24 protein-coding genes and 1 pseudogene are annotated in these 24,928 nt (G+C 62.9%); 3 read left to right on the forward strand and 22 right to left on the reverse strand.

The features are described from left to right. Positions 1-68: 68 nt before the first annotated feature. The 3 genes from OG874_RS14875 to OG874_RS14885 all read right to left on the reverse strand — a co-directional run bounded on the left by OG874_RS14875 (position 69) and on the right by OG874_RS14885 (position 1,975). Positions 69-809 carry a hypothetical protein gene (locus OG874_RS14875; protein WP_330255729.1) on the reverse strand — a complete coding sequence of 247 codons (741 nt, stop codon included), beginning with the start codon at positions 807-809 and terminating at the stop codon, positions 69-71. 552 nt (positions 810-1,361) lie between these two features. Beyond that, positions 1,362-1,673: a hypothetical protein gene (locus OG874_RS14880; RefSeq protein ID WP_330255730.1), complete on the reverse strand. Its 312-nt coding sequence runs from the start codon at positions 1,671-1,673 to the stop codon at positions 1,362-1,364. Beyond that, the gene (locus OG874_RS14885) at positions 1,670-1,975 is read right to left on the reverse strand and encodes an enolase C-terminal domain-like protein (RefSeq protein WP_330255731.1); all 306 of its coding nucleotides are present in this window, start codon (positions 1,973-1,975) and stop codon (positions 1,670-1,672) included. Before OG874_RS14885 ends, OG874_RS14880 begins: the two co-directional genes overlap by 4 nt. 300 nt (positions 1,976-2,275) lie before the next feature. Here OG874_RS14885 and OG874_RS14890 point away from each other — a divergent pair, with 300 nt between their 5' ends. Then, complete coding sequence (locus OG874_RS14890; RefSeq protein ID WP_330255732.1) at positions 2,276-3,169, forward strand: phytanoyl-CoA dioxygenase family protein; 894 nt, start codon at positions 2,276-2,278, stop codon at positions 3,167-3,169. Positions 3,170-3,404: 235 nt separating this feature from the next. Here the strand turns inward: OG874_RS14890 and OG874_RS14895 are convergent, their stop codons facing one another. The 11 genes from OG874_RS14895 to OG874_RS14945 form a co-directional block, all read right to left on the reverse strand. Beyond that, the gene (locus OG874_RS14895; RefSeq protein ID WP_330255733.1) at positions 3,405-4,007 is read right to left on the reverse strand and encodes a TetR/AcrR family transcriptional regulator; all 603 of its coding nucleotides are present in this window, start codon (positions 4,005-4,007) and stop codon (positions 3,405-3,407) included. A gap of 156 nt (positions 4,008-4,163) precedes the next feature. Continuing rightward, positions 4,164-5,018 carry an NAD(P)-binding domain-containing protein gene (locus OG874_RS14900; protein ID WP_330255734.1) on the reverse strand — a complete coding sequence of 285 codons (855 nt, stop codon included), beginning with the start codon at positions 5,016-5,018 and terminating at the stop codon, positions 4,164-4,166. A gap of 20 nt (positions 5,019-5,038) precedes the next feature. Then, a complete protein-coding gene (locus tag OG874_RS14905) occupies positions 5,039-6,655 on the reverse strand; it encodes a long-chain-fatty-acid--CoA ligase (RefSeq protein WP_330255735.1) in 1,617 nt (538 codons plus the stop codon). A 282-nt stretch (positions 6,656-6,937) separates the two neighbouring features. After that, on the reverse strand, positions 6,938-7,567 hold the full coding sequence (locus OG874_RS14910) for a 3-oxoacid CoA-transferase subunit B (protein WP_330255736.1): 630 nt from the start codon (positions 7,565-7,567) through the stop codon (positions 6,938-6,940). 73 nt (positions 7,568-7,640) lie between these two features. Then, positions 7,641-8,426, reverse strand: coding sequence for a CoA transferase subunit A (locus tag OG874_RS14915; RefSeq protein ID WP_330255737.1), 786 nt, complete (start codon positions 8,424-8,426; stop codon positions 7,641-7,643). A gap of 29 nt (positions 8,427-8,455) precedes the next feature. Further along, a complete protein-coding gene (locus OG874_RS14920; RefSeq protein ID WP_330255738.1) occupies positions 8,456-9,766 on the reverse strand; it encodes an aspartate aminotransferase family protein in 1,311 nt (436 codons plus the stop codon). Between the two features lie 117 nt (positions 9,767-9,883). Continuing rightward, the gene (locus OG874_RS14925) at positions 9,884-10,963 is read right to left on the reverse strand and encodes a phosphotransferase family protein (protein ID WP_442943343.1); all 1,080 of its coding nucleotides are present in this window, start codon (positions 10,961-10,963) and stop codon (positions 9,884-9,886) included. Next, positions 10,960-12,171 carry an acyl-CoA dehydrogenase family protein gene (locus tag OG874_RS14930; protein ID WP_330255740.1) on the reverse strand — a complete coding sequence of 404 codons (1,212 nt, stop codon included), beginning with the start codon at positions 12,169-12,171 and terminating at the stop codon, positions 10,960-10,962. Before OG874_RS14930 ends, OG874_RS14925 begins: the two co-directional genes overlap by 4 nt. A 52-nt stretch (positions 12,172-12,223) precedes the next feature. Further along, positions 12,224-12,985 (reverse strand): SDR family NAD(P)-dependent oxidoreductase, encoded by a 762-nt coding sequence (locus OG874_RS14935; protein ID WP_330255741.1) that lies wholly within the window; start codon positions 12,983-12,985, stop codon positions 12,224-12,226. 27 nt (positions 12,986-13,012) lie between these two features. Beyond that, positions 13,013-13,930 carry an aminotransferase class IV gene (locus tag OG874_RS14940; RefSeq protein WP_330255742.1) on the reverse strand — a complete coding sequence of 306 codons (918 nt, stop codon included), beginning with the start codon at positions 13,928-13,930 and terminating at the stop codon, positions 13,013-13,015. A gap of 11 nt (positions 13,931-13,941) precedes the next feature. After that, positions 13,942-15,405 (reverse strand): flavin-containing monooxygenase, encoded by a 1,464-nt coding sequence (locus OG874_RS14945; protein ID WP_330255743.1) that lies wholly within the window; start codon positions 15,403-15,405, stop codon positions 13,942-13,944. A gap of 253 nt (positions 15,406-15,658) precedes the next feature. On the opposite strand from OG874_RS14945, the gene OG874_RS14950 reads away from it, so the two are divergent. Together OG874_RS14950 and OG874_RS14955 are read left to right on the forward strand one after the other, a co-directional pair. Continuing rightward, positions 15,659-16,531 carry a phytanoyl-CoA dioxygenase family protein gene (locus tag OG874_RS14950; RefSeq protein WP_330255744.1) on the forward strand — a complete coding sequence of 291 codons (873 nt, stop codon included), beginning with the start codon at positions 15,659-15,661 and terminating at the stop codon, positions 16,529-16,531. 108 nt (positions 16,532-16,639) lie between these two features. Beyond that, entirely contained in the window at positions 16,640-17,578 is a 939-nt protein-coding gene (locus OG874_RS14955) for an alpha/beta hydrolase (RefSeq protein WP_330255745.1), read from the forward strand. Between the two features lie 101 nt (positions 17,579-17,679). On the opposite strand, the gene OG874_RS14960 is transcribed toward OG874_RS14955, so the two are convergent. From OG874_RS14960 to OG874_RS44715, 8 genes and pseudogenes are all read right to left on the reverse strand, one after another. After that, positions 17,680-19,170 (reverse strand): aldehyde dehydrogenase family protein, encoded by a 1,491-nt coding sequence (locus OG874_RS14960; protein WP_330255746.1) that lies wholly within the window; start codon positions 19,168-19,170, stop codon positions 17,680-17,682. Between the two features lie 41 nt (positions 19,171-19,211). After that, a complete protein-coding gene (locus OG874_RS14965; protein WP_330255747.1) occupies positions 19,212-19,976 on the reverse strand; it encodes a gamma-glutamyl-gamma-aminobutyrate hydrolase family protein in 765 nt (254 codons plus the stop codon). Then, positions 19,973-20,656, reverse strand: coding sequence for a zinc-binding dehydrogenase (locus tag OG874_RS14970; RefSeq protein ID WP_330257296.1), 684 nt, complete (start codon positions 20,654-20,656; stop codon positions 19,973-19,975). The genes OG874_RS14965 and OG874_RS14970 overlap by 4 nt, the downstream gene beginning before the upstream one ends. Before the next feature lie 24 nt (positions 20,657-20,680). Next, positions 20,681-21,163: pseudogene (locus OG874_RS14975) on the reverse strand (alcohol dehydrogenase catalytic domain-containing protein); the annotation flags it as partial. Next, positions 21,079-22,434 (reverse strand): glutamine synthetase family protein, encoded by a 1,356-nt coding sequence (locus OG874_RS14980; RefSeq protein WP_330255748.1) that lies wholly within the window; start codon positions 22,432-22,434, stop codon positions 21,079-21,081. The gene OG874_RS14980 and the pseudogene OG874_RS14975, both read right to left, overlap by 85 nt. Further along, a complete protein-coding gene (locus tag OG874_RS14985) occupies positions 22,427-23,062 on the reverse strand; it encodes a hypothetical protein (protein WP_330255749.1) in 636 nt (211 codons plus the stop codon). Before OG874_RS14985 ends, OG874_RS14980 begins: the two co-directional genes overlap by 8 nt. A gap of 533 nt (positions 23,063-23,595) precedes the next feature. Further along, the gene (locus tag OG874_RS14990; protein WP_330255750.1) at positions 23,596-24,237 is read right to left on the reverse strand and encodes a TetR/AcrR family transcriptional regulator; all 642 of its coding nucleotides are present in this window, start codon (positions 24,235-24,237) and stop codon (positions 23,596-23,598) included. A 182-nt stretch (positions 24,238-24,419) separates the two neighbouring features. After that, a complete protein-coding gene (locus OG874_RS44715; protein ID WP_442943344.1) occupies positions 24,420-24,887 on the reverse strand; it encodes an alpha/beta hydrolase fold domain-containing protein in 468 nt (155 codons plus the stop codon). Positions 24,888-24,928 lie beyond the last annotated feature (41 nt).

A 24,928-nucleotide genomic window follows, 5' to 3' on the forward strand; every position in this document is an offset into this window, starting at 1 on the left:
GCGGAGATCGGAGTCCACGATTCACACCGTTCGAAGCCTGCCGGGCCTCATACCATCGAATTACTCGGCTATTCGACGGGCGACGCCATCGGGGCAGCAGCGTCACCGGCGGCGTGCAGAGTGTTGTACATCTGAACAGCGCTGGCGATGCCGACCGGGATACCCACAATCGCACCACCTGCAACGGCGCCGAGGCCGCCGAGGACGCTCGCGCCGATCAGGCATCCGAAGGCCGCTGCCGGCAGAGCAATCGGCCCAGTCGGGAGTGCGACGAGGCCGCCGGTGACCGCTCCGATCGGACATCCGAGTGCCAACCCGGTGACACCGCCGACCATGCCACCGACACCGACCGCCAGGCCGAACTGTGTCGCCACGACACCGAGCGCACCGTTGAAGTCTGCCTGGGCGTCCACATCCTGTAGCGGCGCCTCGACGGGCCGCACCGCCTGCTCGGTCTCGAGGACAGCAGCCTGCTGCGGGCCACTGCCGGCTGCGTGCGTCGCCTCCGGTGCCACCGCGAACGGGCTACCGGCCAGGGTCGCACCATCAGCGTCTTTGACCTGGAACTGGTCACCGCGAGTGGTCAGCGAACCGATTGGACTATCGAGTACCACCGAGTTATCCGACAACACGCTGATGTACCGAACACCCGGCAGGATATCGACGCTCAGCGTGTCGGGATTCGCCGCTTGTGCCGGCCCCGATGCAACCGCTTCGGGCGCGGGCGCGGCAGCAGCGGTTCCGGCGGTGATCGCTACGGCGATCGCGGTCATCGCAGTGGTCGCAATCGCGCGGGTGTTGTTCTTCATCGTGAATCCTCATCTTTGTTATTGGCCGGAGGTGACAAATAGTTCGTTCGAATCTGCACGCGCAGCGCTACGCCCTCGACCCGAAAGGCAGTGGGCAACCGCGGCCGACATCTGATCAAACAATCAGATCAAATGACTAGTTCAAGTGATCCACTGCACACTCATAATCAACGGCGCCCACTCTCCTGTCAACAGATCGGGCCAAATAAAACGCTGCGTTTACGTGGCACGCCGATGCGAATTGCTCTGAACTGTCGTCCAGATCGGGATGCCGCAGGGCCATCCGGGGCCAGCATCGGCCGATTCCCGTCGGCCGATGCTCTAAGCAGTCGCTCAGGTGACAGGGCCATCGGACGGCGCGTCGATGAGTTGTAGGCCGGATAGCTATGACTCGTGCAGCGATCACGGCAGTGCCCGAGCCTGACCGATACTCACCCCTGTTCGCAGTTGAGCAACACTCCGAGATCCATGACCTCGATGCCCCGGCCACAGGCGCCCATCGATGTCGCGATGCGCTCATAGTGACCGAGCGCCTCGCGCCACGGCAGAACCTCAGGTGCCGCCCGCGACGTCATTGTCGAGTAGGACTAGCGCCGCCACGGCCGCTCCGAGACCCGTTGTCCTGGCCATCACGTCGTTGTCGGTGACCGCGAGCGCGGCCAGCGCCTCGTCACCCTTCAGCGCCTGCACCAACAGTGCGGTGATCGGGCGCCGTTCGGTCGAAGGACGCTGGTTGTGGCGTTCCCACAGCAGTTTCCACAGGAACTCGGCGGGATCGACGTCCGAATCGCCGATTCGCACCGACAGTGAAGAGTGGTTTCCGACCACGCGGCACGCCGGACTGAGCGATACCGTCCGCTTCAAGGTCTCACGATGGTCCCGTCGGCAGTGCGCACAGTCGGCCAGCCACCGTTCAGTGGGTGGTCCTCGTACGGATACCGGGCCGCCGCAGCCTCGTCGACATCGATCCCGAGCCCTGGGTTGTCGTTCGACCACAGAGCCCCGTCGCGTACCTCGGCCAGACCGGGGAACACCTCGCGAGCCCGGTCACCGAACAGGTGAGCCTCGTGAATCCCGAAGTTCGACACCGACAGATCGAGGTGCAGTTGTGCCATGACTGGTGTCGCCGCCGGCTGCGCGGGGACTCGGGTTCGCCTGACGAACATCAGGTCAACCTTCTTTCGTCTTCTGTCAGGAGTCGACTCCTGCACTTCAGCAAGCCTGAACTAAGTCGGTCGATTGACTGTGTTATAACACACATCACTACGAGTAGGTCAACCGACGAAGTCAAGCGTTTTACACAATCTCAACGACGAGTACCTCCGTGAAACAATCGCCGCTGCGCCCTCACGCCGTCGATCGGCGCACATACTTGACGCTCCCCGCCGAACCGATCTAATCTCAAACAGTCATTTGACCCAGTCATGCGATCAATAGTCGAGACGATCGAGAAATGGACGATGCACATGAGCGGCGGACTCACCACACTCCCGAGCACCACCACGATCGACGAGGCCGTCGAGGTCATCTTTCGCGATGGCGGAGTGATCATCGAAGACCTCTACAGCGAAGAGACGATCAACGGACTGCTCAAAGACCTCGAGCCGGTCCTGCAGGTTGTCCGCGCCGGCGATGACGCGGTCTTCGCCGGAACTCGGACCCGTCGTGCCGGCTCGCTCTTCGCGCGGTCCACCCACATGGCCGACGTGGCGCTCAGCCCGCTGTACCTCGGGATCTCGCGTGCGATCTTGCAGAAGCCCGTCAATGTCTTCTTCGGCGAGGACAGCACACCGATCACGCCTGATATCCAGATCGGGATGACGCAGGCAATTCAGATCGCACCGGGACAGGGCGCACAACCGATCCACCGCGACGACACTGTCTTTCTTTGGCGCCACCCGTCGTTCGGGCGCGAAGCACGCGTACAGCTCATGGTCGCCGTCACTGACTTCACAAAGGAAAACGGGGGAACACTCGTGATCCCGGGCAGCCATCTCTGGGACGACGAGCGCGAACCCACTGCCGCCGAAGCAGTCTCGACCGAGATGAAGGCCGGTTCCGGGCTCATTTTCATCGGCTCGACGTATCACGGCGGTGGCAACAACAGCTCCAACGAACTACGCACTGGCGTCACGATGTCCTACGACCTGTCAACGCTGCGCCAGGAAGAGAACCAGTACCTTTCCATCCCATTGGAGACCGTAAAAGGATTCCCCCCCGAACTGCAGCGACTTCTCGGCTGGTCGGCAGGGGAGAATTTCATGGGCTGGATCGAGATGGAGGGTCAAATGGTCGACCCGCACGGCCTGCTCGAGCGAAACGACTACCCATCTGCGCTTGGCGGACTGCCGACAGCCTGAACATCCCACGTCTGCACGGTGTACTCGGCAGCTCTTACTCTCCGTGGCGCGGTGAATACTGCGCCTCGGAGAGTATGAGACAGGGGGCAGTACTTTCGCGCGTCACCATGTCGACGAGTGTGGTTGAGCGAAAACATCGGTGCCGTTGCAGAATCCCGCACTATATTAATTACTGTGCGTGAAATTACGCTATCTTGTGGTGAATTCCGCTCGCGTTCGAAGGGGGACAATGTCCTCAGTCTCGCGTGGTGCGATGATTTCGTACCAGGAGCTCGATGGCTTCGCTCGCGAGCGCGAGCTCAGCCTTGAATCGGATGAGGTCCTGATGTGCGCACCACTCGAGAACTAGCCCGTCAAGCGTCGAGATCAGAAAGTTTGCAAGCGGTATTAATAGTGCGCGGTCGTCGCCGTCGTCGGCCGCCCGCTCGAAAGCATCGACGAACCGCCTGAGAAACAGCTCGATGATTTCCGGCGCAAGCTGAGCGTGGTCACCCTTTTGACGCGTGGCCCACAAGAATAGATCGAACTGCGCGCGGGCATAGCGTGGGTTCTCCATGTACCAGTCTGCTGAGCTGACCAAGATGTCGACCGCGGCCTTACCGAGCCCGATCCCCTCCTCGACCTCGAGCCGCTCGGCCATGCCTTCGTTCTGCGTCTGGAAGACCGCGACAAATAAGTCTTCCTTCGTATGAAAGCAGTAGTGCAGAGTCGCCAACGGCGCGTCGGCCGCGGCGGCGATGCGGCGGGTGGTCGCACCACTGACGCCGTAGGTTCCGATGACATCGACCGCCGCCTCGACAAAGTCTTGTCGACGCTGCTCGGCTGGGATTCGCGCCATCTCACCTCTCCTGATCAACGGTCTGAGTCAACAGATCATTACAATACAGGCGATGCGGAACCATACCGTGCGTCACCCCGCATGTCGGACAGTCCGTCGACGCGCACTCGCAGCAGTATCCGCGAGTGCGCATCAGGTGGTCACGGCGGTAGAGCGCTACTCCGTGGAAAGCTCGTCGTAGACGGCAGCGAACGCTTCGTGACCGCGTCCCTTGCTCTGGACCTGGCCGAGGTCCCGGAGCACAAGATCCAGGTAGGAGCCCCGTCCGACCGCCTGCAGCGCGTCCCGTGCGATCTCACTGGCCGAGATGTGCATGTCGATCGGCGCCTGGTCCGTCGAGAAGTCCCCCGATTCCACCTTGTGCACCGCGGTCTCGGTCGACTCGGCGAGGACAAGCAGCAGATCGCGGGTCGCCCTTGCCACTTCATGGATACCGATACCTTGGCTGCGCGCGTAGAGCGCCGCATCGTAGAAGGCCCCGAGGGCCGAGTGGTAGAAGCCCATCGTCACGGCGAGGTCCAGTACGGCCGGAGTACCGACGTCCTCGCCCGCATGCCACGACCGACCACCCAGGACCGACAGCGTTTTTTCGTGATTTTCCCAGACCCCCGCATCTCCGCCGTAGATCAAAGCGGTCTCGGGCCTGCCGATGCCTTCCGGATATGAGGCGATAATGCCATCCAGGTACTTTCCACCCCGGCCGAGCACCAGCTCGGACACGACGTGGGCGTCCTTCGCATCACTGGTGGTCAGATTGACGATTGTTCGGCCCTCGAGATCCACGTCATCGGCACCGAGCAGATCGACAACGCCCGCGGTGTCGAGCACCACCACCACCGTGAGTTCGGATGCTGCCACCGCCTCAGCGACGGAAGCCGCGAGTGGGAAACGGAACTCGTCCGCGGTCTTCGGTGAACGGTTCCAGCCCGTCACAGTGTGGCCGGCGGCCGCGAAGGACTCCGCCATCGCGACACCCATGCGGCCCAGTCCCACAATCGAAACGCTCGCCATATCTCTTTCCTTTGTTCGACTCATCCTTGGATTTTGTTGGCCTGCCCCGACCAGGCGGCATCGCGCAGCGCGAACTTCTGGATCTTGCCGGTGGATGTCTTCGGGAGTTCGACAACGAACTCGATATCGCGCGGCGCCTTGTACCGCGCGATCCGGGACCGCACATGCTCGATCAGCTCGTGCTCGCTGGTCTGCGCGCCACGGCGCAGAATGACGAATGCCTTGGGCCGCTCGCCCCACTTCTCGTCGGGCACACCGACCACGGCTGCCTCGCTGACAGCGGCATGGGCCATGAGAGCCTGCTCGACCTCGATCGTCGAGATGTTCTCACCGCCCGAGATCACGACGTCCTTGGCTCGGTCCCGGAGCTCTACGTATCCATCGGGATGCATCACACCGAGGTCGCCGCTGTGGAACCATCCACCCGCGAACGCGGCCGCGGTGCCGTCCGGATCGCGGAAGTACCCGGCCATAACATTGTTACCGCGCATGACGACTTCGCCCATCGTCTCGCCATCCGAGACGACGTCCTGCATGTTCGCGTCGACGACACGCAATCGCTCAGCCTGGATCATGCCGACACCCTGCCGCGCCTTACGAACTGCCAGCTGATCATTGTCGAGCCGCGCCCACGAGTCCTGTGGCTGACACACGGAATACGGCCCGTAGGTCTCGGTCAACCCGTAGACATGAACGATCGAGAAGCCGAGCGCCTCCATCTGTTCGATCGTCGCTGGGGCCGGCGGTGCGCCGGCGGTCGTCACCGTGATGGGCCGCTCCAGCGGTTTGGCTTCTGAAGCGTTGATGATCGTCGTCATGACGGTCGGGGCGCCGTTGATATGGCTGATGCCTTCGGTGCCGATCAGGTCCCAAATCACGTCGGGGCGAACCTCCCGCAAGCACACGTGTGTGCCTCCGATGGCTGTGACGGCCCAGCCCGTGCACCAGCCATTGCAATGGAACATCGGCAAGGTCCACAGGTAGACGCTGTCAGCTGTGTGGCCGGAGTGAATGATCTCGCCCAGGGCATTGAGGTATGCGCCCCGATGGGTGTAGACGACACCCTTAGGACGCCCGGTGGTTCCAGATGTGTAGTTCAACGCCAACGGTGCGTACTCGTCTTCGACGGACCAGTGCACGGCACTGTCGTCGGCGGATGCAAGGAAATCTTCGTGTGTCACAAAGGTTCGGTGGTCCGACGACTCGGGCAGATCGACCGATCCCGAGCCAACCACCACCACCGTATGGATTGCCGGTGCCTCGGACAGTGACCGATGAGCCGTCGCCAGCAGTTCCGCGTCGACCACCAGCACCGACGCGCCCGAGTGGTCGAGGACGTAGCCGACCTCGGGCGCCGCGAGTCGGGTGTTGATCGCGAGCAGCACTGCGCCGGCGAGAGGCACTGCGAACTGCGCGATGAGCGCTTCGGGCACGTTGGGCATCAAGTAGGCGACACGATCTCCCGGCGCGACTCCAGCCGACCTGAGTGCCCGTGCAGTAGCCTCCGCACTCTCAGCGAATGCACGGTAGGTGAGCCGGCGGTCCGCGTAGACGATGGCGTCCTTGTCGGGCCAGACATCGGCCGCCCTTCGCAAGAAGGACAAGGGGGTCAGCTGCGTCGAGTACACGTGCTTCATCAAGTCTCCAGGGTCGTGTCCGAACGTAACCATCGATGCTCGCGCGCGAAGCCGTCTTAGTCAATTGACTGGTTCGTATGATCTGATCTAATGAACATATTGTCGCTGTCATCGCATCGTGCTGTCAATCACTCTGCAGATGTAATTTCGAAGCACCCGAAGTCGGATGTCGAACAGCACGATGCTTACCGCGGTGGAGGTTCCACGCCGGCGCTTCTACGCCCCACGTCTCACTCTGTCTGGGACCGTACGATTTTGTGAATGAGGGCAGGACGCTGGGCACTACACCAGGAGTGGTGGCTCCGTCTTGGCGCGCACTTCCTCGAGTGTGACGTTCGGCGCGATCTCGACAAGCCGTAGGCCTTCGGGCACCACGTCGATCACGGCAAGGTCCGTGATGATCCGTTGTACGACGCCGCGACCGGTGTAGGGAAGTGAGCACTCGTCGACGATCTTGTAAGAGCCGTCCTTGGCTACGTGCTCCATGAGGACGATAAGGCGCCTCGCACCCTGCACGAGGTCCATGGCGCCGCCCATACCCTTGACCATCTTCCCCGGAATCATCCAGTTCGAAATGTCGCCCCGGCGTGAAACCTGCATGGCACCAAGGATCGACGCGTCGATCTTGCCGCCACGGATCATGCCGAAGCTGGTAGCAGAGTCGACGATCGAGGCACCTCGACGCAGGGTCACGGTTTCTTTGCTCGCATTGACCAAGTCCGGGTCTTCCGCACCCTCGAACGGGTATGGGCCCAGTCCGAGCAGGCCGTTCTCGGACTGAAGGACGACCTCGATGCCGTCGGGAACGTGGTTGGGAACGAGACCCGGGATGCCGATACCGAGGTTGACATACCAGCCGTCCGCGAGCTCCGCAGCCGCCCTGGCGGCCATCTGCTCACGTGTCCAGCTCATGACTGCGCCTCGCTTTCGCTCGGCTCCGTCATGCGCGAGGCGCCCTGGCACATGATTCGCTCGCTGCGCTCGCTCATGAGGCGTTCTCCAATCTCGGACGGGTCACCAGGCGTTCGATCCGTTTGTCGGCCGCCTCTGCCGGTGTCAACTCGACGACGCGATGCACGAAGACTCCTGAGGTGTGGACCTCTGCAGGATCGAGATCACCGGGCTCCACCAGTTCCTCGACCTCGGCGATCGTTATCCGTCCGCACATAGCAACGAGCGGGTTGAAGTTCTGGGCCGACGAGCGGTAGATCAAGTTGCCATGACGGTCTCCCTTCCACGCTCTGACCAGTGCGAAGTCCGCCACGATGGCGCGCTCCATGACGAATTCTCTCGCCCCTTCCGGAGTGTCGAATACCTCCGTGCGTTTCGGGGGTGAGGACACGAGGATCTCGCCGCTCGGGCCGTACCGCCACGGAAGACCGCCCTCGGCGACCTGAGTCCCGACGCCGGTCGGCGTGTAGAAGGCAGGAATTCCCGAACCACCGGCCCGCATCCGCTCCGCGAGCGTTCCCTGCGGCGTGAGCTCAACCTCGAGTTCGCCCTGCAGGTATTGACGAGCAAACTCCTTGTTCTCCCCCACGTAGGACGACACCATGCGGCGTATCCGCCCTGCACCGAGCAACACCCCGAGACCGGCATCGTCGATGCCGCAATTGTTCGAGACGACCTCGAGATCGTGAGCGCCCTGGTCGAGCAGCGCGTTGATGAGCGTCGACGGGATTCCGCACAGGCCGAATCCGCCAACGGCCAGCGTGGTCGAGCTTCCGATATCGGCAACGGCTTGTGCCGCTGATGGTGAAACCTTGTCCATGGTGGCGCCTTGTCTCGGTTTGGGTTATGTCACAGTGACGACGCGTTGCCGACAAGCCCGTCGACAACTTCGCCCAGAACGTCGACCGTGCGGTCAACGTCCGCACGCGTGTGCTCAGTGCTGAGAAAAATCTTGCCGGTCGGCAAGAACGCGACTCCCCGCGCCAGCGTGCCAGCGGTGATGCGGTCCCAGATGTCCGCAGGAGCCGCGACTGCCGCACCGTCGGACTGTGGGACGAAGGTCGCGAAGGATCCGACCCGCCTCGACGTGGGGCGATATGGCAGGCGGTCGAAGACTGACTGAACGCCGGACTGGAAGTACGCCGAGACGTCCTCCAGGCGGTCGTAGACCCCGGGCTCGGCGAGGATCTCCTGGGTTGCTTTCACCGCGGCAAGTGCCACGGGGTTCCCGTTGTACGTTCCCGCGTGTGACACACCGTGCTGAACTTGGTCGATCAGCGCCGCCTTCCCGACAACCGCACTCTGCGAGAAGCCTCCCGCAATGGCCTTGCCGAACGTTGACAGGTCAGGCGTCACGCCGTAGCGCTCCGTGACGCCACCGCGCGCGATGCGGAAGCCGGCAATCACCTGGTCGAAGATCAGTACGACGCCGTGTTCATCGCACAACTCACGCAGTCGCTCCAGGTATCCCGGAGCAGGTGGAATCAGGCCGGCATTGCTCATGATCGGATCGATCAGTACCGCGGCGATGTCGCGCTCGCGGGCCTCTCCGAGTATCCGTTCGGCCTCCGAAATACTGTTGTATTCGGTGACAACGAGGTCACGGATCGCATTGAGACTTTGGCCCGCGGTACTCCGCATAGCCTTCTCGGCGGTGTGGTCCGCGCCCATGCTCGCGTATACCGAGTCATGCCAGCCGTGGTAACTCCTGGTGAACTTGAGAACCTTGCTGCGCCCGGTCCCGGCCCGTGCGAGGCGAAGGGCGATCTGTACGGCTTCGGTGCCCGAGTTCGTCCACAGCAAGCGCTCGGCCCCGGGCACGGCCTCGAGTACGAGCTCGGCGGCTTCGTACTCCAGGGTGTGCCCCATCCCGACCATCTGCATACGAGGGATGACCTCCATCACGGCCTCAACGACGTGCGGGTGGCTATGCCCGACGATGCTGGGGCCCCAGGCCATGACGTAGTCGATGAACTCGGCACCGTCGAGGTCCCAAACATGCGCGCCGGCGGCCCTGTTGACGAAGAGTGGATGCGGCTTCGTTGCGGCCCGCATGCCGGAACTGACTCCTCCGCCGACGCTGCGCTTGGTGCGCTCGAAGGCCTCATGAGAAGCATCCAGCGAAAGAGGGCTGCTGAGGCGCTGGTACGAACTTGTCATCAGATCGCTCCTATGGGAGGGACAACCCCCGGATCGGGCACCGGTCGAGACGATGCAGCCTCTACAGCGCGTGATAGCTGTATTCGGGCATCGAGAAGCGGGTTCTTCAGTGCGATTTCAACGGTCATAGCTGGGGGCTCCTCCGGCGGTCTCGTACGACGTGCTGGCGAACCGACGCGACCGAGTCCCGATCGCGTCCAACCCTGCCGCAATGAACTCCTGCGTTGCCTCCGCCGCTAGTTCGGCGCCCGGTCCCGAACTCGCCCCGGCGATCGCCCGGTGCGTGATGCCTTCGCCGATCACCGCCAGTTTGAAGTTCGCCAACGCTAGGTAGAAGTCCCAGTTCGGCAGGTCGCGCCCGGACTCTCGGGCATACCTCTCCGCGATCGAGTCCGCCGACGGATACCGGTCGCTCGTCCACGCGGCATTCACACCGAGTACGACATCGAAGATCGGTTGGCGATAGACGCACATCAACGCCACGTCGGTCAGCGGATCACCGAGCGTCGACATCTCCCAATCGACCACGGCAGCAACCGTTCCCGGATCACCGTCGGCCAGGATCGTATTGTCGACCCGGAAGTCGCCGTGCACGATCGACGACTCCGAACTCGCGGGAACGGCCGCGTCCAACGCATCGCGCAGGCGCTCCACATCCGGCAGATCACGGGTCTGCACGCTCCCCCACTGACGCGCCCAGGTAGCAACCTGCCGGCGGACGAAACCCTCCGGCCGGCCGAAACCCGACAATCCGACAGCGTCGTAATCGACCGCGTGCAAGCGAGCGAGCACCTGCACCAGCTCCGACGTATTGGCCTCGATATCACTGTCCGACAACGCCAGTAGATCGTCCTGCGTCCGTATCACGGTGCCGCCGACGTACTCCACGACGGTTGTCGGTGCCCCGAGAACCAGCCCCTCTGGATCGAACGCAACCGCTCGGGCCACCGGCACATCGGTCCCACCGAGAGCACTCGTCACCGCCCACTCGCGGGCCATGTCATGGGCGGACGGGGTCAGCCCACTCGTCGGTGGCCGGCGCACCACCCACGCCGAGACATCGTCGAACGCCTTGAACGTCAGGTTCGACCGACCCCCGCTGATGAGCTCGACCCTCAGATCCCCTTGCAGGTCGACGCCGTTGTCGCGTAGAAACTTCTCCAGCGCAGGTGTGTTCATCCCCTCGAACTCCCTCATGCCGAGGCCTCACGAGCGGCACGACGCGCGGCACCGACGGCCCGTTTCGCGATTGCCCACCGATGCACCTCGGACGGACCGTCGTACACCCGGAAGGGACGCACCTCACGCGACAACCGCGCCAACGGAAGATCGTCCGAGACCCCGAGTCCGCCGCACATCTGAATGCCGCGGTCGACGATGCGGAAAATAGCCTCTGCCGCGAAGGTTTTCGCGATCGACGTCTCGTTTCCCGCCTTGGACCCCTGATCCAGCGCCCAGCACGCGTGCACCAGCAGCGCCCTCGTGGCGGCGATGTCGATCTCGTTGTCCGCGATCATCTTCTGCACCATGCCCAGATCGCCCAGCTTTGCGCCGAAGCCCTCGCGCCGCGCCACGTGTGCGACGGCCACGTCATGGCCGCGGCGCGCGGCACCGAGCCAGCGCATCACGTGCGTCATCCGCGCCGGCCCCAGCCGTACCTGCGCGTACGAGAACCCTTCGTCGACGGCGCCGAGCACGTTCTCATCCGGTGCGAACACGTCGTCGAAGAACACTTCGCAGTGCCCGCCGATCATCGCCTTGTCCAGCGTGCCGATATGCCGCCCGACTTTGATACCCGCAGCGTCGGCGGGCGCGAGGAACATCGTCGCCCCACCCCGGTCACCCGGCGAACCGGACGTGCGGGCCATGACGATGAAGAAACCCGCACCGTCGGCACCGGTGATGAACCACTTGTGGCCGTTGATCTTCCAGCCGCCGGCCACTTTTGTCGCGGTCGTCGAGAGAGCCGAGGGGTCCGACCCGGCGCCCGGAGCAGGTTCGGTCATCGCGAACGCCGAGCGCACATCACCATGAGCCAGCGGCGCGAGGAATTGCTCCTTCTGCGCGGTCGACGCGACATGCGCGAGCAGGTGCACGTTGCCCTCGTCCGGTGCACCGATATGCAGGGCGATGGGCCCGAACAGCGAGTATCCGGCTTCCTCGAACACCGGGGCCCGGTCACTCATGTTGAGCCCGTGTCCGCCGTACTCCACCGGTACGTGCGGTGCGAACACACCGGCGTCCCTGGCCGCCGCCTGCATCTCCACCCGCCTGGTGTCGCCACCGGCGTCGGTGATGTTGCCGATAAACGCGTCTTCGATCGGCATCACGACCTCACGCGTGAATGCCCTTGTCTTGTCGATGAGAGCCACGACGTGCTGGTCGTACCCGAGATCGATTGCCACTGTTGGAGCCCTTCCACTGCCATCGGACGTTCACGTCTTGGCGCCGTATCTATCAGTTGATGGTGACGCCGCCGTCGACGACGATGGTCTGACCGGTGATGTAGCCGGAAGCCGGGGAGGCCAGCCAGATCGCGGTGGCGGCGAGCTCTTCGGGGTCGCCGGTGCGGCCCAGGATCAGGCGGGGTCCGATCGCGGGTGGATGGCCCTCGGGGTAGTCCTCGGTCATTTCCGAGGCGAAGTATCCGGGGGCGATCGCGTTGACGCGGATACCTTTTCGGCTCCCCCACTGCTGTGCGAGGTCGCGGGTGAGCCCGGAGATTGCTGCCTTGCTGGCAGAGTAGGCGGCCTGCGGTAGGCCGGCGGTGGTGATACCCAGGATGCTCGAGATGTTGATGATCGAGCTACCCGGCTCCATGACCCGTCCGCATGCTTGTGCGGGCCAGTAAGACCCGCTCAGGTTGATGTCGACGACCGACCGGAACTGCTCAGGAGTCTCGCGGGTGGCGGGTACCGCGGAGCCGACACCGGCATTGTTGATCAGGACATCGACTCGCCCGAAGTCGGCCATCGCGGCATCGACGAGGGCGCCGGCCTGATGAGGGTCGGCGACGTCGGTCACCACACCCAGCGCATGCGCGCCCAGCGATTCGACAAGTTTCACTGTCTGCTGCAGTTTGTCGGCGCGGCGCGCAGCGAGTACAACCGTGGCGCCGGCCTCGGCGAAACCCTTGGCATATGCGACACCGAGACCCGAGGAGGCACCGGTCACGATCACCACTTTGCCCTCGATCCGAAAGCGGTCGAGCACGCTCATCTATGACTCCTCAGCATCGGTTCGATTTCACACATCGACATTGAAGGTGTGTTCCGAATCTGCGTGCAGATCCCAGTACCTGTCGCGTAGGAGCCGGGTGACCGGCCCGGGACATTCGTCGTGCGGACGCACTCCGTCCACGGTGGCCACCGGCATCACTCCGCCAGCGGTGCTGGTCAGAAACACCTCGGACGCATCCACGAGGTCGTCGACGCGGAGGTCGCCCACGTGTACCTCGCGCCCGTCCGCGCGGGCAATTTCGATAACGGTGCGGCGTGTAATCCCTTCGAGAACACCATCTTTCGCGGTGATCAAGCTACCGTCCTGGCGAACTGCGAAAATGTTGAATCCGGCGCCCTCGGTGATATTGCCGCGACCGTCGGTCATCAGCGCCAACGTGGCGCCGCGGTCGTACGCTTCGAACAACCCGCGGGTGAGGTCGGCCCAATGGAAATTCTTCACACGAGGATCGACGGCGTCGGTGGGGATGCGAATCGTCTCCTGCGCAATGATGACGTCCACTCCGTGTTGCTGTAATTCGGGTTTGACGATCCAAACATAAGGAACGGCGTAGACATACAGCCGCTGGGTGGCCGTCCGCGGATCTCGTTCACCAGGAACGGGAATACCGCGCGTGACGACGACCTCGACAAAAGACTCGTCGAACCCGCCGCGTCGGACACACTCGACCATGAGGTCGCGGATTTCTGCCCTGGGTTTGGGCAATTGCAGGCGGAGGGTCTGACAACTGCGTTCGAGCCGTTCGAGGTGATCATCGAGCCGGAAGAACTGTCGTTTCCACACGGCCGCAACATCGTAGGTCAGATCCGACCGTGTGAAGCCGGTGTCGAGAATGGGGATTCGCGCCTCTCCGATGGGCACGAATTCGCCCTCGATCCAGGCGCAACCCGCGGCATACGGGTTGGCGGCGGGCGTAGTGGTCACAGTGTCTCCGCTCAGATGGATTCGAACTCGAGAACACCATCGTCGAACGGCGCCGTGAGGAGCTTCTTGGTGGCAACGTGGTTCTGCGGATTGATCCAGGGGGCTCGGTCGCCCTGACGGGGCAGCACGCCGTTTGCGCGTTGGAAATACCCGGAGGTGAAGCCCTCGACGAACGCCTCCCTCGGCATGGTTCGATCCTCCGGACGCAGGGTGGGCGTCACGCTCGAGGCTCCGACTTTGTCCATGTGGGTGAGCAGTCGGGCAATGTACTTCGCCACGAGTTCGGCGCGTACTGTCCACGAGGTGTTGACGTATCCGAAGGTGGACGCCAGATTCGGGATGCCCGAGTAGGCCAGTCCCTTGTAGGTCCAGCGTTGGGAGAAGTCCACCGACTCTCCGTCGACGACAAAGTCGACCTCGCCGAGTGAGACAAGTTCGAGACCTGTTGCGGTGACGATGATATCGGCCGGGATCTCCTCGCCGGACTCGAGTTCGATCCCGTTCTCGGTGAACGACCGGATACGTCCGGTCGCCACGTCGGCTTTCCCGAACTTGATGGCTTGGAAGAAATCACCGTCGGGGATCAGGCAGACCCGCTGGTCCCAGGGCTGGTACGTCGGCGTGAAGTGCTTGTCGAGGTAGTCCTGTCCGACCAGGTCCCGGATTGCCTTGAAGAGTGACGCTTTGAACTCTTCGGGTCGCGTTTGTGCGAGCTTGTACATCTGCTGCTGTCGTTTGGTGTTCCGCCTGCGGATCATCCGGTACCCGAGTCGGTCGCCGAATATCTTGCGCAGACGCAGCGCCTTCTCGTCGATGGCCTGATCGATCGCCACGTACGACGGTGACCGTTGCAGCATGGTGACTTTCTCGGCCGTTTGCGCGAGGTTCGGTATCAACGTGATGGCGGTCGCGCCGGAGCCGATGACAACCACTTTCTTGTTCGCGTAGTCCAGGTCAGCGGGCCACTGTTGCGGGTGAATCACGGGGCCGGCGAATCGGTTTCGTCCCGGAAATTCCGGGGAGAAGCCGCTGCGGTAGTTGTAGTACCCGGAGCACATGAACAAGAAGTCGGCTGTGATCGTCAGAGTTTCCCCGAGGTGGTCGACCTGGAGCGTCCACCGTGCGGCCGCGCTCGACCATTCGGCGCGGCGGACTTGATGTCCGAATTTGATGTGCCGCTTCAGGTCGTGCTCGGACACGGTCTCCCACAGATAGTCCAGAATGGAATCCCCGCTCGCGATCGCGCGTTCCTTGGTCCACGGTTTGAAGCCGTAGCCGAGGGTGTACATGTCGCTGTCGGAGCGAATCCCGGGATAGCGAAAGAGATCCCACGTGCCACCAAGATTGTCGCGCCCCTCGATGATGGCGAACTTCTTGTTCGGCGCTTCCTTCTGTAGGTGAACGGCCGCACCGATGCCGGACAGACCGGCCCCGACGATGACGACGTCGAAGTGTTCGATTCCAGGCTTGCTCACGATGGCTTCCTAAACGTCAGTGCATTCTGTTCATTCGACTTGATCAAATGATCACAGCCACCGCAGGGTCTGTCAAGAGGCGGGAGGACATTCACACAGGCGTCCGTTTGCGCTCTCAACCTTGCATTAACACTAAGTGTCCCTGCGAGACGCCTTGACAACGGGCCCGCCACGTCCGATTCTAGTCAAACGACCCAATCGGATGATCCACAGAGCCTGGGTTATCCACACCATCGAGTGGAGAGCGCACGTCATGACCGGCACCGAAACATCCACAAGTGTTGCCCTGCGCCACGTCGCGCCGACTACGTCGGTCTCGGAGATTCTCGAGATCGTCGACGCCGATGGCGCCGTGATCATCGAAGGGTTCCTCAGCCCAGACCAGGTTCGACGCGTCAACGCCGAAATCGACCCCGCCCTGGAGAAGCTCGGCGCGGGCTCGAAGCATGACGACGAGTTCACCGCCGACTTCCATGGCGCACAGACCAAACGCTTGACGAATCTGATCACCCTCAGCGAGACGTTCCGCAACGAGATCATCGACCACGACCTGCTGCACGCCCTCGGCGAAGCGGTCTACCGCGTCGAATCCGGCGACCACTGGATGACGACTGCCCAGGTCATCGAGATCGGCCCGGGCAACAAGGCGCAACTTTTGCACCGCGACCTCGAGAACAACCACTTCGCGATCGGCATGGGTAAGACCGGCCCCATGGTGATGGTCAACTTTCTGATCGCGTTGACCGACTTCACCGAAGAAAACGGTGCAACGCGGATCATCCCGGGCAGTAACCAGTGGGACGACTACGAAGACCGCGGCACCCCCGAGATGACCATCGCGGCCGAGATGAAGGCTGGCGACGTGATCTTCTTCAACGGCAAGGTCTCGCACGGCGGCGGCGCGAACGTCACCGACTCCGAGTACCGACGCGGCCTGACCATCCCACTGCAACCAGCGTTCCTGACGCCGGAAGAGGCCTACCCGTTCCTCCTCGATCTCGAGCTCGTGAAGACGTTGTCTCCGCGCGTGCAGAAGCTCATCGGGTTCCGTTCCCTGTACCCCAAGGGATCACCGGGCCTGTGGCAGAGCAACTACGAGGACATCTCCGACCTCCTCGGCCTCTGACTCGACCGCACTGAACGTCCAGAAAGGGTGGAGCGCAGAACGCGGCGTTCCACCCTTTCTCGTTCGACGAACGATTCCCAATCCATCACGTACGAAGGAGGTTTCGCCATGCTCGACGCGGACGTGCAGGCAGCTGCTGACGGCTATGTCCGGATGCTTCCCGCCCCGCTGCACACGCTGGGGGTCGCCGCTGCCCGGCAGCTGCTCAACACCCCACCGGGCATCCCTGCTCGCACCCCAGTTCACTCTGCGGAGGCCGCCACTATCCATTCCGATGATCACGACATCCCGGTCCGTGTGTACCGGCCGTCATCAGCGGAGGATCTACCGGCGCTCGTCTACTTGCACGGCGGTGGGTGGGTGCTGGGTGGACTCGACGGTGCGGACGAACTCTGCCGAACGCTCTCGATGTCAGCGGCGTGCGTCGTGATCTCGGTGGATTACCGGCTCGCACCGGAACATCCGTTCCCGGCCGGCCTCGATGACAGCATCACCGCATTCGACTGGACCGCGCGCTCTGCGCCGGACCTAGGTATCGACCGGACCCGAATCGCTATCGGCGGAGACAGCGCAGGAGCCAACCTCGCCATCGCAGTGTGCATGGAGGCGCTGCGAACAGGGAGTCCGCTCCCCTGCTTCCAGCTCCTGGTCTATCCGCCGACCGACCTCGGGTCGCAGCGACCATCGTGGACCGAGCATGGCGAGTCTCCGCTGTTTACAGCGGCCGTTGCCCGCTGGTTCATGTCCTTGTACGTCCCGGACGAGAACGACTATCGAAACCCTTTGGTATCGCCGGAGAAGGCCCCTTCTCTGGCCGGTATGCCACCGGCACACATTGTCACCGCCGAGGTGGACGTCCTGCGCGACGACTCCGAAGCATTCGCCGAACGACTGCGTGCCGACGGCGTCGCAGTGACAGCGACTCGGTACCCAGGGGTGTGTCACGGATTCTTCACCGAGGTAGGAACGTTCGCTCGCACTACCCAAGCGATCGACGACGCCGCCGACCATCTCCGCAAGGTGTGGCGCGAATCGGCTCGGCACTGATCGGTGCAACCCCGTGACGCCGCGACGGTGCGACCAACTCGAAGGCATCGGTCGCACCGTCGGCAAAACGTCGCGCATCTCGTCCGCATCGCGACGATTCGTCAGACCGCCATCCACGTAGTTTTCGTCGTAGTGAACTTCTCGAGGCCGTGGACGCTCTTGTCGCCGCCGTGACCCGACAGCTTGCGGCCGCCAAAGGGAACCGAGTAGTCGCCCTCCTCGAAGCAGTTGACCCACACCAACCCGGCATCGAGTCGGCGTGAGACCTGTGCCGCACGCGAAAGATTCGAGGTCCACACCGCGGACCCCAACCCGTAATCGGAGTTGTTGGCGATGCGGATTGCCTCGTCATCGTTCTCGAATGTCAGTACCGACATGACGGGACCGAAGATTTCGTGCTGTGCCAAGCGGTCGTCGGGATCGACTCCGGTGAACACTGCCGGTTCGACGAACCAGCCCGGCCTGTCGAGAGGTTGATCGGAACCCAGGACGAGTTGGGCCCGAGTCTGCATGCCTTTGCTGATCTCGGCCAACACGTCGTTGCGATGGCGTTGCGATGCGAGCGGGCCCATCTCGGTGTCCGGGTCGAGCGGATCACCGATCCGCAGTCCGGCCAGGTAGTTGGTGACGCCCTCGACTACCTGGTCGTGGATGTCGCGGTGCACGAGCAAACGCGAACCCGCGGTGCACATCTGACCCGAGTTGAACGAAATCGCCCAACCGGCAACGTCGATGGCCTCCTCGATGCTGGGGGCGTCCGGGAAGATGATGTTCGGGGACTTGCCGCCGAGTTCGAGCCATACCGGTTTGGCGTTGGAGTCCGCTGAATAGTGCAGCAGTTGCTTTCCTACGTCCGTCGAACCAGTGAAAGTCAGTGTGGCTACATCGTTGTCGGAGGCCAGGGCGGCACCGGTGACGGGTCCGCTGCCGGTGACGACCTGCAACACACCATCAGGAAGCCCCGCCTCGCTGGCGAGTTCCGCCGCACGCAGCACCGAGAGGGGTGATTGGCTTGCCGGCTTGAGGACGACGGTGTTTCCGGCGACGAGAGCGGCCGGCATTTTGAACGTCGACAGTGTCATCGGGAAGTTCCATGGTGTGATGGCAGCGACCACGCCCATCGGCTCGCGCGTCACCAGGGCGAGGGCGTCGTTCTTGCCGCGTGGTGATTCGTCCATGAGCTTGTCGGCCAGTTCGCCGTACCACCGAATGAGACCGATCGTGGTCTTCAGTTCGACGTTCCACGCGATGGTGACAGGCTTTCCCATTTCCAGGGCGATCAGCAGCGCCATCTCGTCGCGGTGCGCTTCGAGCAGGTCTGCCCACCGAATGAGCGTCTCGCCGCGTTCGCGGGGGGAGATGCGCGACCATACGCCGCTGTCGAAGGCCGCCTTGGCCGAGCGCACCGCACGAGCCACATCCTGCGCGCCGGCCGCGGGGAGATGGGTCAGGATTTCTCCGTCACGGGGCGAAATCAACGGCGTGGTCGCGCCGTCCTCTGCCGCGGCGGAACGGCCGTCGATCCACATTCCGGTGGGAAGACTGATGTCCGCGCGCAGCTTGAGCCAGTCGTCGAGTCGTGTCAGTTTCATCGAATTATCCAATCGGTGCGAAAGCTGAGTAGATGACCGGATTACGCCGATGCCACCGGCAGGCGGTGTTGTGCGGTGGCGACGAGCCAGTGGAATGCCGGGTCCGGCGTGACCTGCCACTCGGGATGCCACTGCACCCCGAGGACCGGGTGACCGGGGATCTCGATCGCTTCCACGACTCCATCTGAGGCGGACCCGGTCACGATAAGTCCGTCACCGCATCGGTCGACCGCCTGGTGATGCCACGAGTTCACGATCCGCGTGGGCCCGTACAGCGAATGAGCGAGGCTGCCTGGCTCGAAGGTGACCGTGTGCTCGGGCCGGCCGTCGGTCGGGGCCGAATCGGAGGGGTAGTGCTCGACGGCGGTGGGAGGGAGGTCGGGAATGAGAGTGCCACCCCGAGCGGCGTTGAGCAGTTGATGTCCGCGGCAGATACCCAACACCGGGATGGAGCGTTCGATCGCGGCTCTCAGCAGTACCGATTCGTAGACGTCACGATCCGGATCGAGTGCGAAGCCGCTCGATCGCGACGAGTCGGCGGGAACGCTCGTGTCTTCGACCGAACCGCCCCACATGGCCGGATGAACGTCCTGGCCGCCGGTAATGACCAGGGCGTCGATGCGTTCGACGGTATCCTCGCAACCGGCCTCGTACGGAAGCAGAATCGGAATGCCGCCGGCCGCAGCCACTTTGCTCGCGTAGTCGGTGAAAAAGAAGTCGATATCGCGTTCCGCATAGCGGCTGTCCATATGACCTATCACCGATGCCTGCAGGCGTCGACCGGTGATTCCTACCAGTGGTCTCATCGTGTCCTCCCCATCGCAACAACGACTCGTGCTGCCGCGCCGGCCTTCAGGATGTCGAAGCCCTTGTTGATGTCGGTCAGATCCAGTTGTTCGCTGATCATTTCGTCGAGCATCAGGCGTCCTTGCCGATACAGATCGACGTACCGAGGGATGTCGACCTTGAACTGGTTGGAGCCCATGAAGGAGCCTTGCAACTTCTTCTCTTGCAGAAAAAGCTCGGAGCCACGGATTTCGATCGGCGTGGCATCGGGGATCATCCCGATCACCGTCGCCACCCCGGCCGGGGCGAGCATCGAAAACGCCTGCGCTGCAGTCGCTGCGCGACCGACGGCCTCGAAGCTGAAATCCACTCCTGCAGCGGTGAGGTCCCGCACATGGGCGACCGGGTCACCGTCGCGGGCGTCGACGACGTCGGTGGCCCCGAATCGCAACGCAGCGGCGAGTTTGGCGGGAACGACATCGATCGCGATGACCTTGCTGGCTCCGGCGATCCGCGCGCCCTGAATCGCCATCATCCCCACTCCACCGGTGCCGATCACAGCGACTGTCGAGCCGGGCTGTACGCGTGCCGAGCGGAAGACCGCGCCCAGCCCTGTGGTGACGGCGCAACCGAGAATGCTGGCGGTGGCGAAGGGAACGTCTTCGGGGATGACAGCTACTGCGTTGCGGTGCACGGTCATTGCCTCGGCGAAGGCCCCGATTCCTGCTGTCGGGCGGACCGGGTGACCGGCGCTGTTGAGCAGACGAGGGCGAGGACGCGAATGCGAAAGTTCGTGGCGGTTTACGCACAGCGAAAGATGCCCGCTCGTGCAGTATCGGCATTGCCCACAGAACACGGACAGACAGCTCACGACGTGATCGCCGACCTTGATGTCGCGGACGTTGTCACCGACCATTTCGACGATTCCGGCCGCTTCGTGTCCGAGCAGGATCGGCGGCTCGGTCTCGAATGTGCCGTCGATCTCGTGCAGGTCGGAGTGGCAGAGGCCGGCATTGACGATTCCGACGAGGACCTCGTCCGGGCCCGGGCCGTCGAGTTCGAGGTCCTCGAAGTCGAGTTGCCCGGGCGCCCGGTTGAGTACGGCGGCGCGAATCGACGTGCTCATGGGAGCTCGAAGTAGCGGTCGGATTCCCATTGGGTGACGCCAACGTCGGGTTCGCCGCCGCCGGTGTGGAATTGGAGCCATTCCCACTCGCGGGTACCGATCCAGTAATCGATGAGATCCTGGCCCAGAACGTCCGCGAGGAGGGTGTCCTTTTTCAGTGCCGAAATCGCTTTGCTCAGGGTGTCGGGCAACCGCTCTACTCCATCGGGCAAGCACCAAGCCATGTCCCGGAACGGCTCCGGTGCGGCGATCTTGTTCTTGATCCCGGCGATTCCCCCGGCAAGGATTACGGCCAGAACGAGGTAGACGTTCGAATCTGCGCCAGGGGTGCGGTATTCGATGCGTGCCTGCTTCTGGTGGCCGACGACCGCGCGGACCGCGGCGGTCTTGTTGGCGATGCCCCACGTCGCGGTAGTGGGTGGACCGTCGAGATCGACGAGACGTCGATACGAGGTGATCATCGGCAATGCGAACGATGTCGCGGGCACGAGGGTGGCCATGACTCCCCCGATGAACTCGTCCATCACCGGCGACGGACCGTTCTCCGCATAGAAGGCGTTGTGACCGTCGCGCTCGAGCGAGACGTTGAGATGCGATGCCTGCCCGTATTCGTTCGAGTACTTCGCCATGAACGTCACGCTTCGGCCCATGGCGAATGCGGTTTCGCGCATGATCTGCCGGGTCCGCGCCCAGTAGTCGGCAGTCGAAACCGGGTCCGAGGGCGCTATGTTGAACTCGATTTGCCCGGCAGCCGCTTCGTCGTTGTAGGCCTCCCACGGAATTCCCACGGCGTCGAGCCGGTCGATTACCGCGCGCATGTAATCACTCCAGTCCTGCGACTTGGCCAGGTGGTAGCACGACCCTGCCGTGCCGCCGAGGGGAGTGAGATCACGGTAACCTTTGGCCCGGGCCTCGTGAATCGATTCTTCGAACAGGGTGGCTTCGATCTCTACGGCGGATTTCACGTCGTAGCCGAGGCCGCTGAGGTCCTGAGTCATGCGGCGCAACGCCGCTCGCGGACAGGCCGAGATGGATTCTCCGGTGGGTTTACGGAAATCACCGATGACCGATGCACGCCCCGGTGACCACTCGATCAGTGTGTCGGTGTCGACGTGCAGGTAGATGTCGAGGAGGTCCCCGCGCCAGTCGGGCATGGCAAATCCGAATTGGGGGTTGTTGGACATGTCCAAACCGAACGCGACATCGGCAAATGCGAACCCGGACGTCAAGCCGGACAGGAATTTCGCGGGTGAGACGAACTTGCCGATGAAGGAGCCTTCGAGGTTGGTTCCCTCGACCCGGACTTCGCGGATGTTGTGGTCGGCCAGCCAGGCGGCGACGAAGTCAGACATCGAACCTCATCTTGTTGAAAGCGCCGGTCATGACCGACAACTGCGGAAGTGTTCCCTGAATAGCGACGGCGCCGGCGCCCAATGCTTCGAGCAGTCCGACAGTGCCCGTGCACAAGCGGGACAGATCGTCCTCGGTGGCCACCAGTCGGTACGTCGGGAGGCCCGAACCCAGCACCAGACGCTCGTTGGTCGCGATGGATTCGAGGATCAGCTCGTGCGGCATTCCGGGCGATTCGGCTGTGCGAGACCAGAATTCGTGCGCAGCGGTCTTCCAATCCATCGACGACGTCGGATTCACCAATGCGGCAATGTCGTTGATGAGTTGTTCGTCACCGGTGGATGCCTCGACATCGACGGCCAGATCGTAGACGTCGACCATGGCTGTGGCCGTGGCCGCAATAGCGGCGCCGTGACTGATCTCGATACGGCCGTCCGCCAGAACGCAGGTCGCTGTCTGAGGGTCTCCCTTTGCCGAAATCACCACGGTCCGTTCGCCCTTGGGCGGTCCGGCCGGTATCTGTGTGCCCTGCCGGAGAGCCGATCGAATCGCGCGTGCCACTGCGCGCACGAACGGTGTCGCATCGTCCTCGATGACGACACCGAGGACGGACTGGTCTACTTCGGTCATGACGATCATCTCCTCGTACTGTTTCCAGGCCGGCCGCATCACAGGCGCTAGATCAATCCTGAGCGTTTGACTGGATCATATGATCATCGTGCGGGTCGAACCTCTGGATGTCAATCGCTGGCGCGGATTTTTCAAGTAGACGGGCATGTCGGCGATCTTCAGAAGGGTGTGCAGGGTGTCCGAAGCTCGAGGCACACGGCTGCGCAGACGAAAGGTCGATCTCGCCGCCGCAGCTCGTTGCGGCTCGCCGGAACGAGCGCCCTGGAGTGCACCAGCGCGCCGACGCCTTGTGACCTACGCGCAGCCGCGCCAATGGTCTGAATACCATTCAGTTTGTCGCCGTTGAACGAGCGGTGGCGACATCGTGCAGTCTCGGTAAAGGACTACGCACACTGGGCGCTCGAATATGAGCGCGAAAGTAATCATCATTCCGATTCAGACCGAAATCCGGAACTCGATCGGGCGACGCGACCAAGAGATCCTGGTGAGCATCACGCCGGGGCGCTCCCCTATCGCCCCAAAGACCGCAAGCCTTAGCTCACGGCAGAACGCACCTGCGCGGCAACCGATTGGGCGGCTCCCCGAGAAGCACTCACATAGGTCGAGATCATGGCGCACGCGAGCTCGACGTCACCTTGAAGTCGTGCGTCGTTCGGGTCGCTGACCCACTGCAGCGTAAGGCCGTCGATGATGCTCAGCACCACGCGTGCCAGCGGCTCGACCATGGACGGGTCGTCGTTGACTCCCACCGATGCCCGCAGTATGCGCAAGTACCCCTCGATGAAGTGGGCGTATACCCGGTTTGCCCACTCCACATCCTTGCCGTCGCGCCGAAGACCCCACAATAAGAGGTCGAACTGCACCCGCGCATAGTTGGGATGACGCGTCGACCACTCCATAGTCGCCCGGACAATGCGGGCGGCGGTGACGGCCAAATCCCCGTGGCCCTTGATGGCCTCGGCCTGGCCTTTCAGTATGTCCGCGGACATATGTTCGAACACCGCGAAGAATAGTTGCTCTTTGGTATGGAAGCAGTAGTGCAGCGTGGCGAGAGGAGCCTCCGCCGCCTCGGCAATTTTACGGGTCGTGGCCCTATCCATGCCCTGCTCGGCGATCACACGCACCGCTGCCTCGATGAAGTCCTGCCGCCGTTGCTCTGCGGGCACCCGCGCCATGAGAGACTCCCCATTCTGTCTTAGTCATAAGACTAGAACACTCTAGCTTCGATGCTCTAAAGATAGCAGAACCGAAGGCCCGGAGGTCATCGCCTGCCAGCGGCACGTCCTCCGGGGCAAATCTTCCGTTCGCATGCGTGGCGCGTCACACGTACGAACGGGCAACGACCGCACAGTCTCGTTCAACTGACCAAGTCTAGTGGGACTACGGGGGCGCCTCGGGCTTCTTCGCTCGGCAGCTGCGGCTGTCGTCGGCCTCGTCGGCTGCTCCGCCACCAGGAGTGGTTAGCGGCCCGCCATGCATACAGGGATTTGATGATGCGGTGACGATCCGCGTGTGAACGCGCGGACAGGTCGCCGACCCCCAGGACGTCGAAGTCGTGTGAATCACCGGATCGAATATGAAGTTCGGTGGAGACACCTGCCAGTCCGAGGTGGCGCGCGTACTGAAGGCATTCGTCTCGAAATATGTCGAGTTCACCGACATCGATGAACGCCGGTGCCAGTCCGGCAAAGTCGGTGAGCCGCGCGGGGGCCGATACCGGCGAGACCCGATCGGTTCCGATATCGTCGCCGCCTTCGACTATCAGCCACTGCAACTGCGGCGTACAACTTGATCTGCGATTGGCAGCGAAAGCGATGGTGCGCAATTGAATTCATTTTTCATAGTAGAGACGAATGCCTGCCGGAA

Source organism: Nocardia sp. NBC_00565, assembly GCF_036345915.1.
Taxonomy (GTDB): Bacteria; Actinomycetota; Actinomycetes; order Mycobacteriales; family Mycobacteriaceae; genus Nocardia.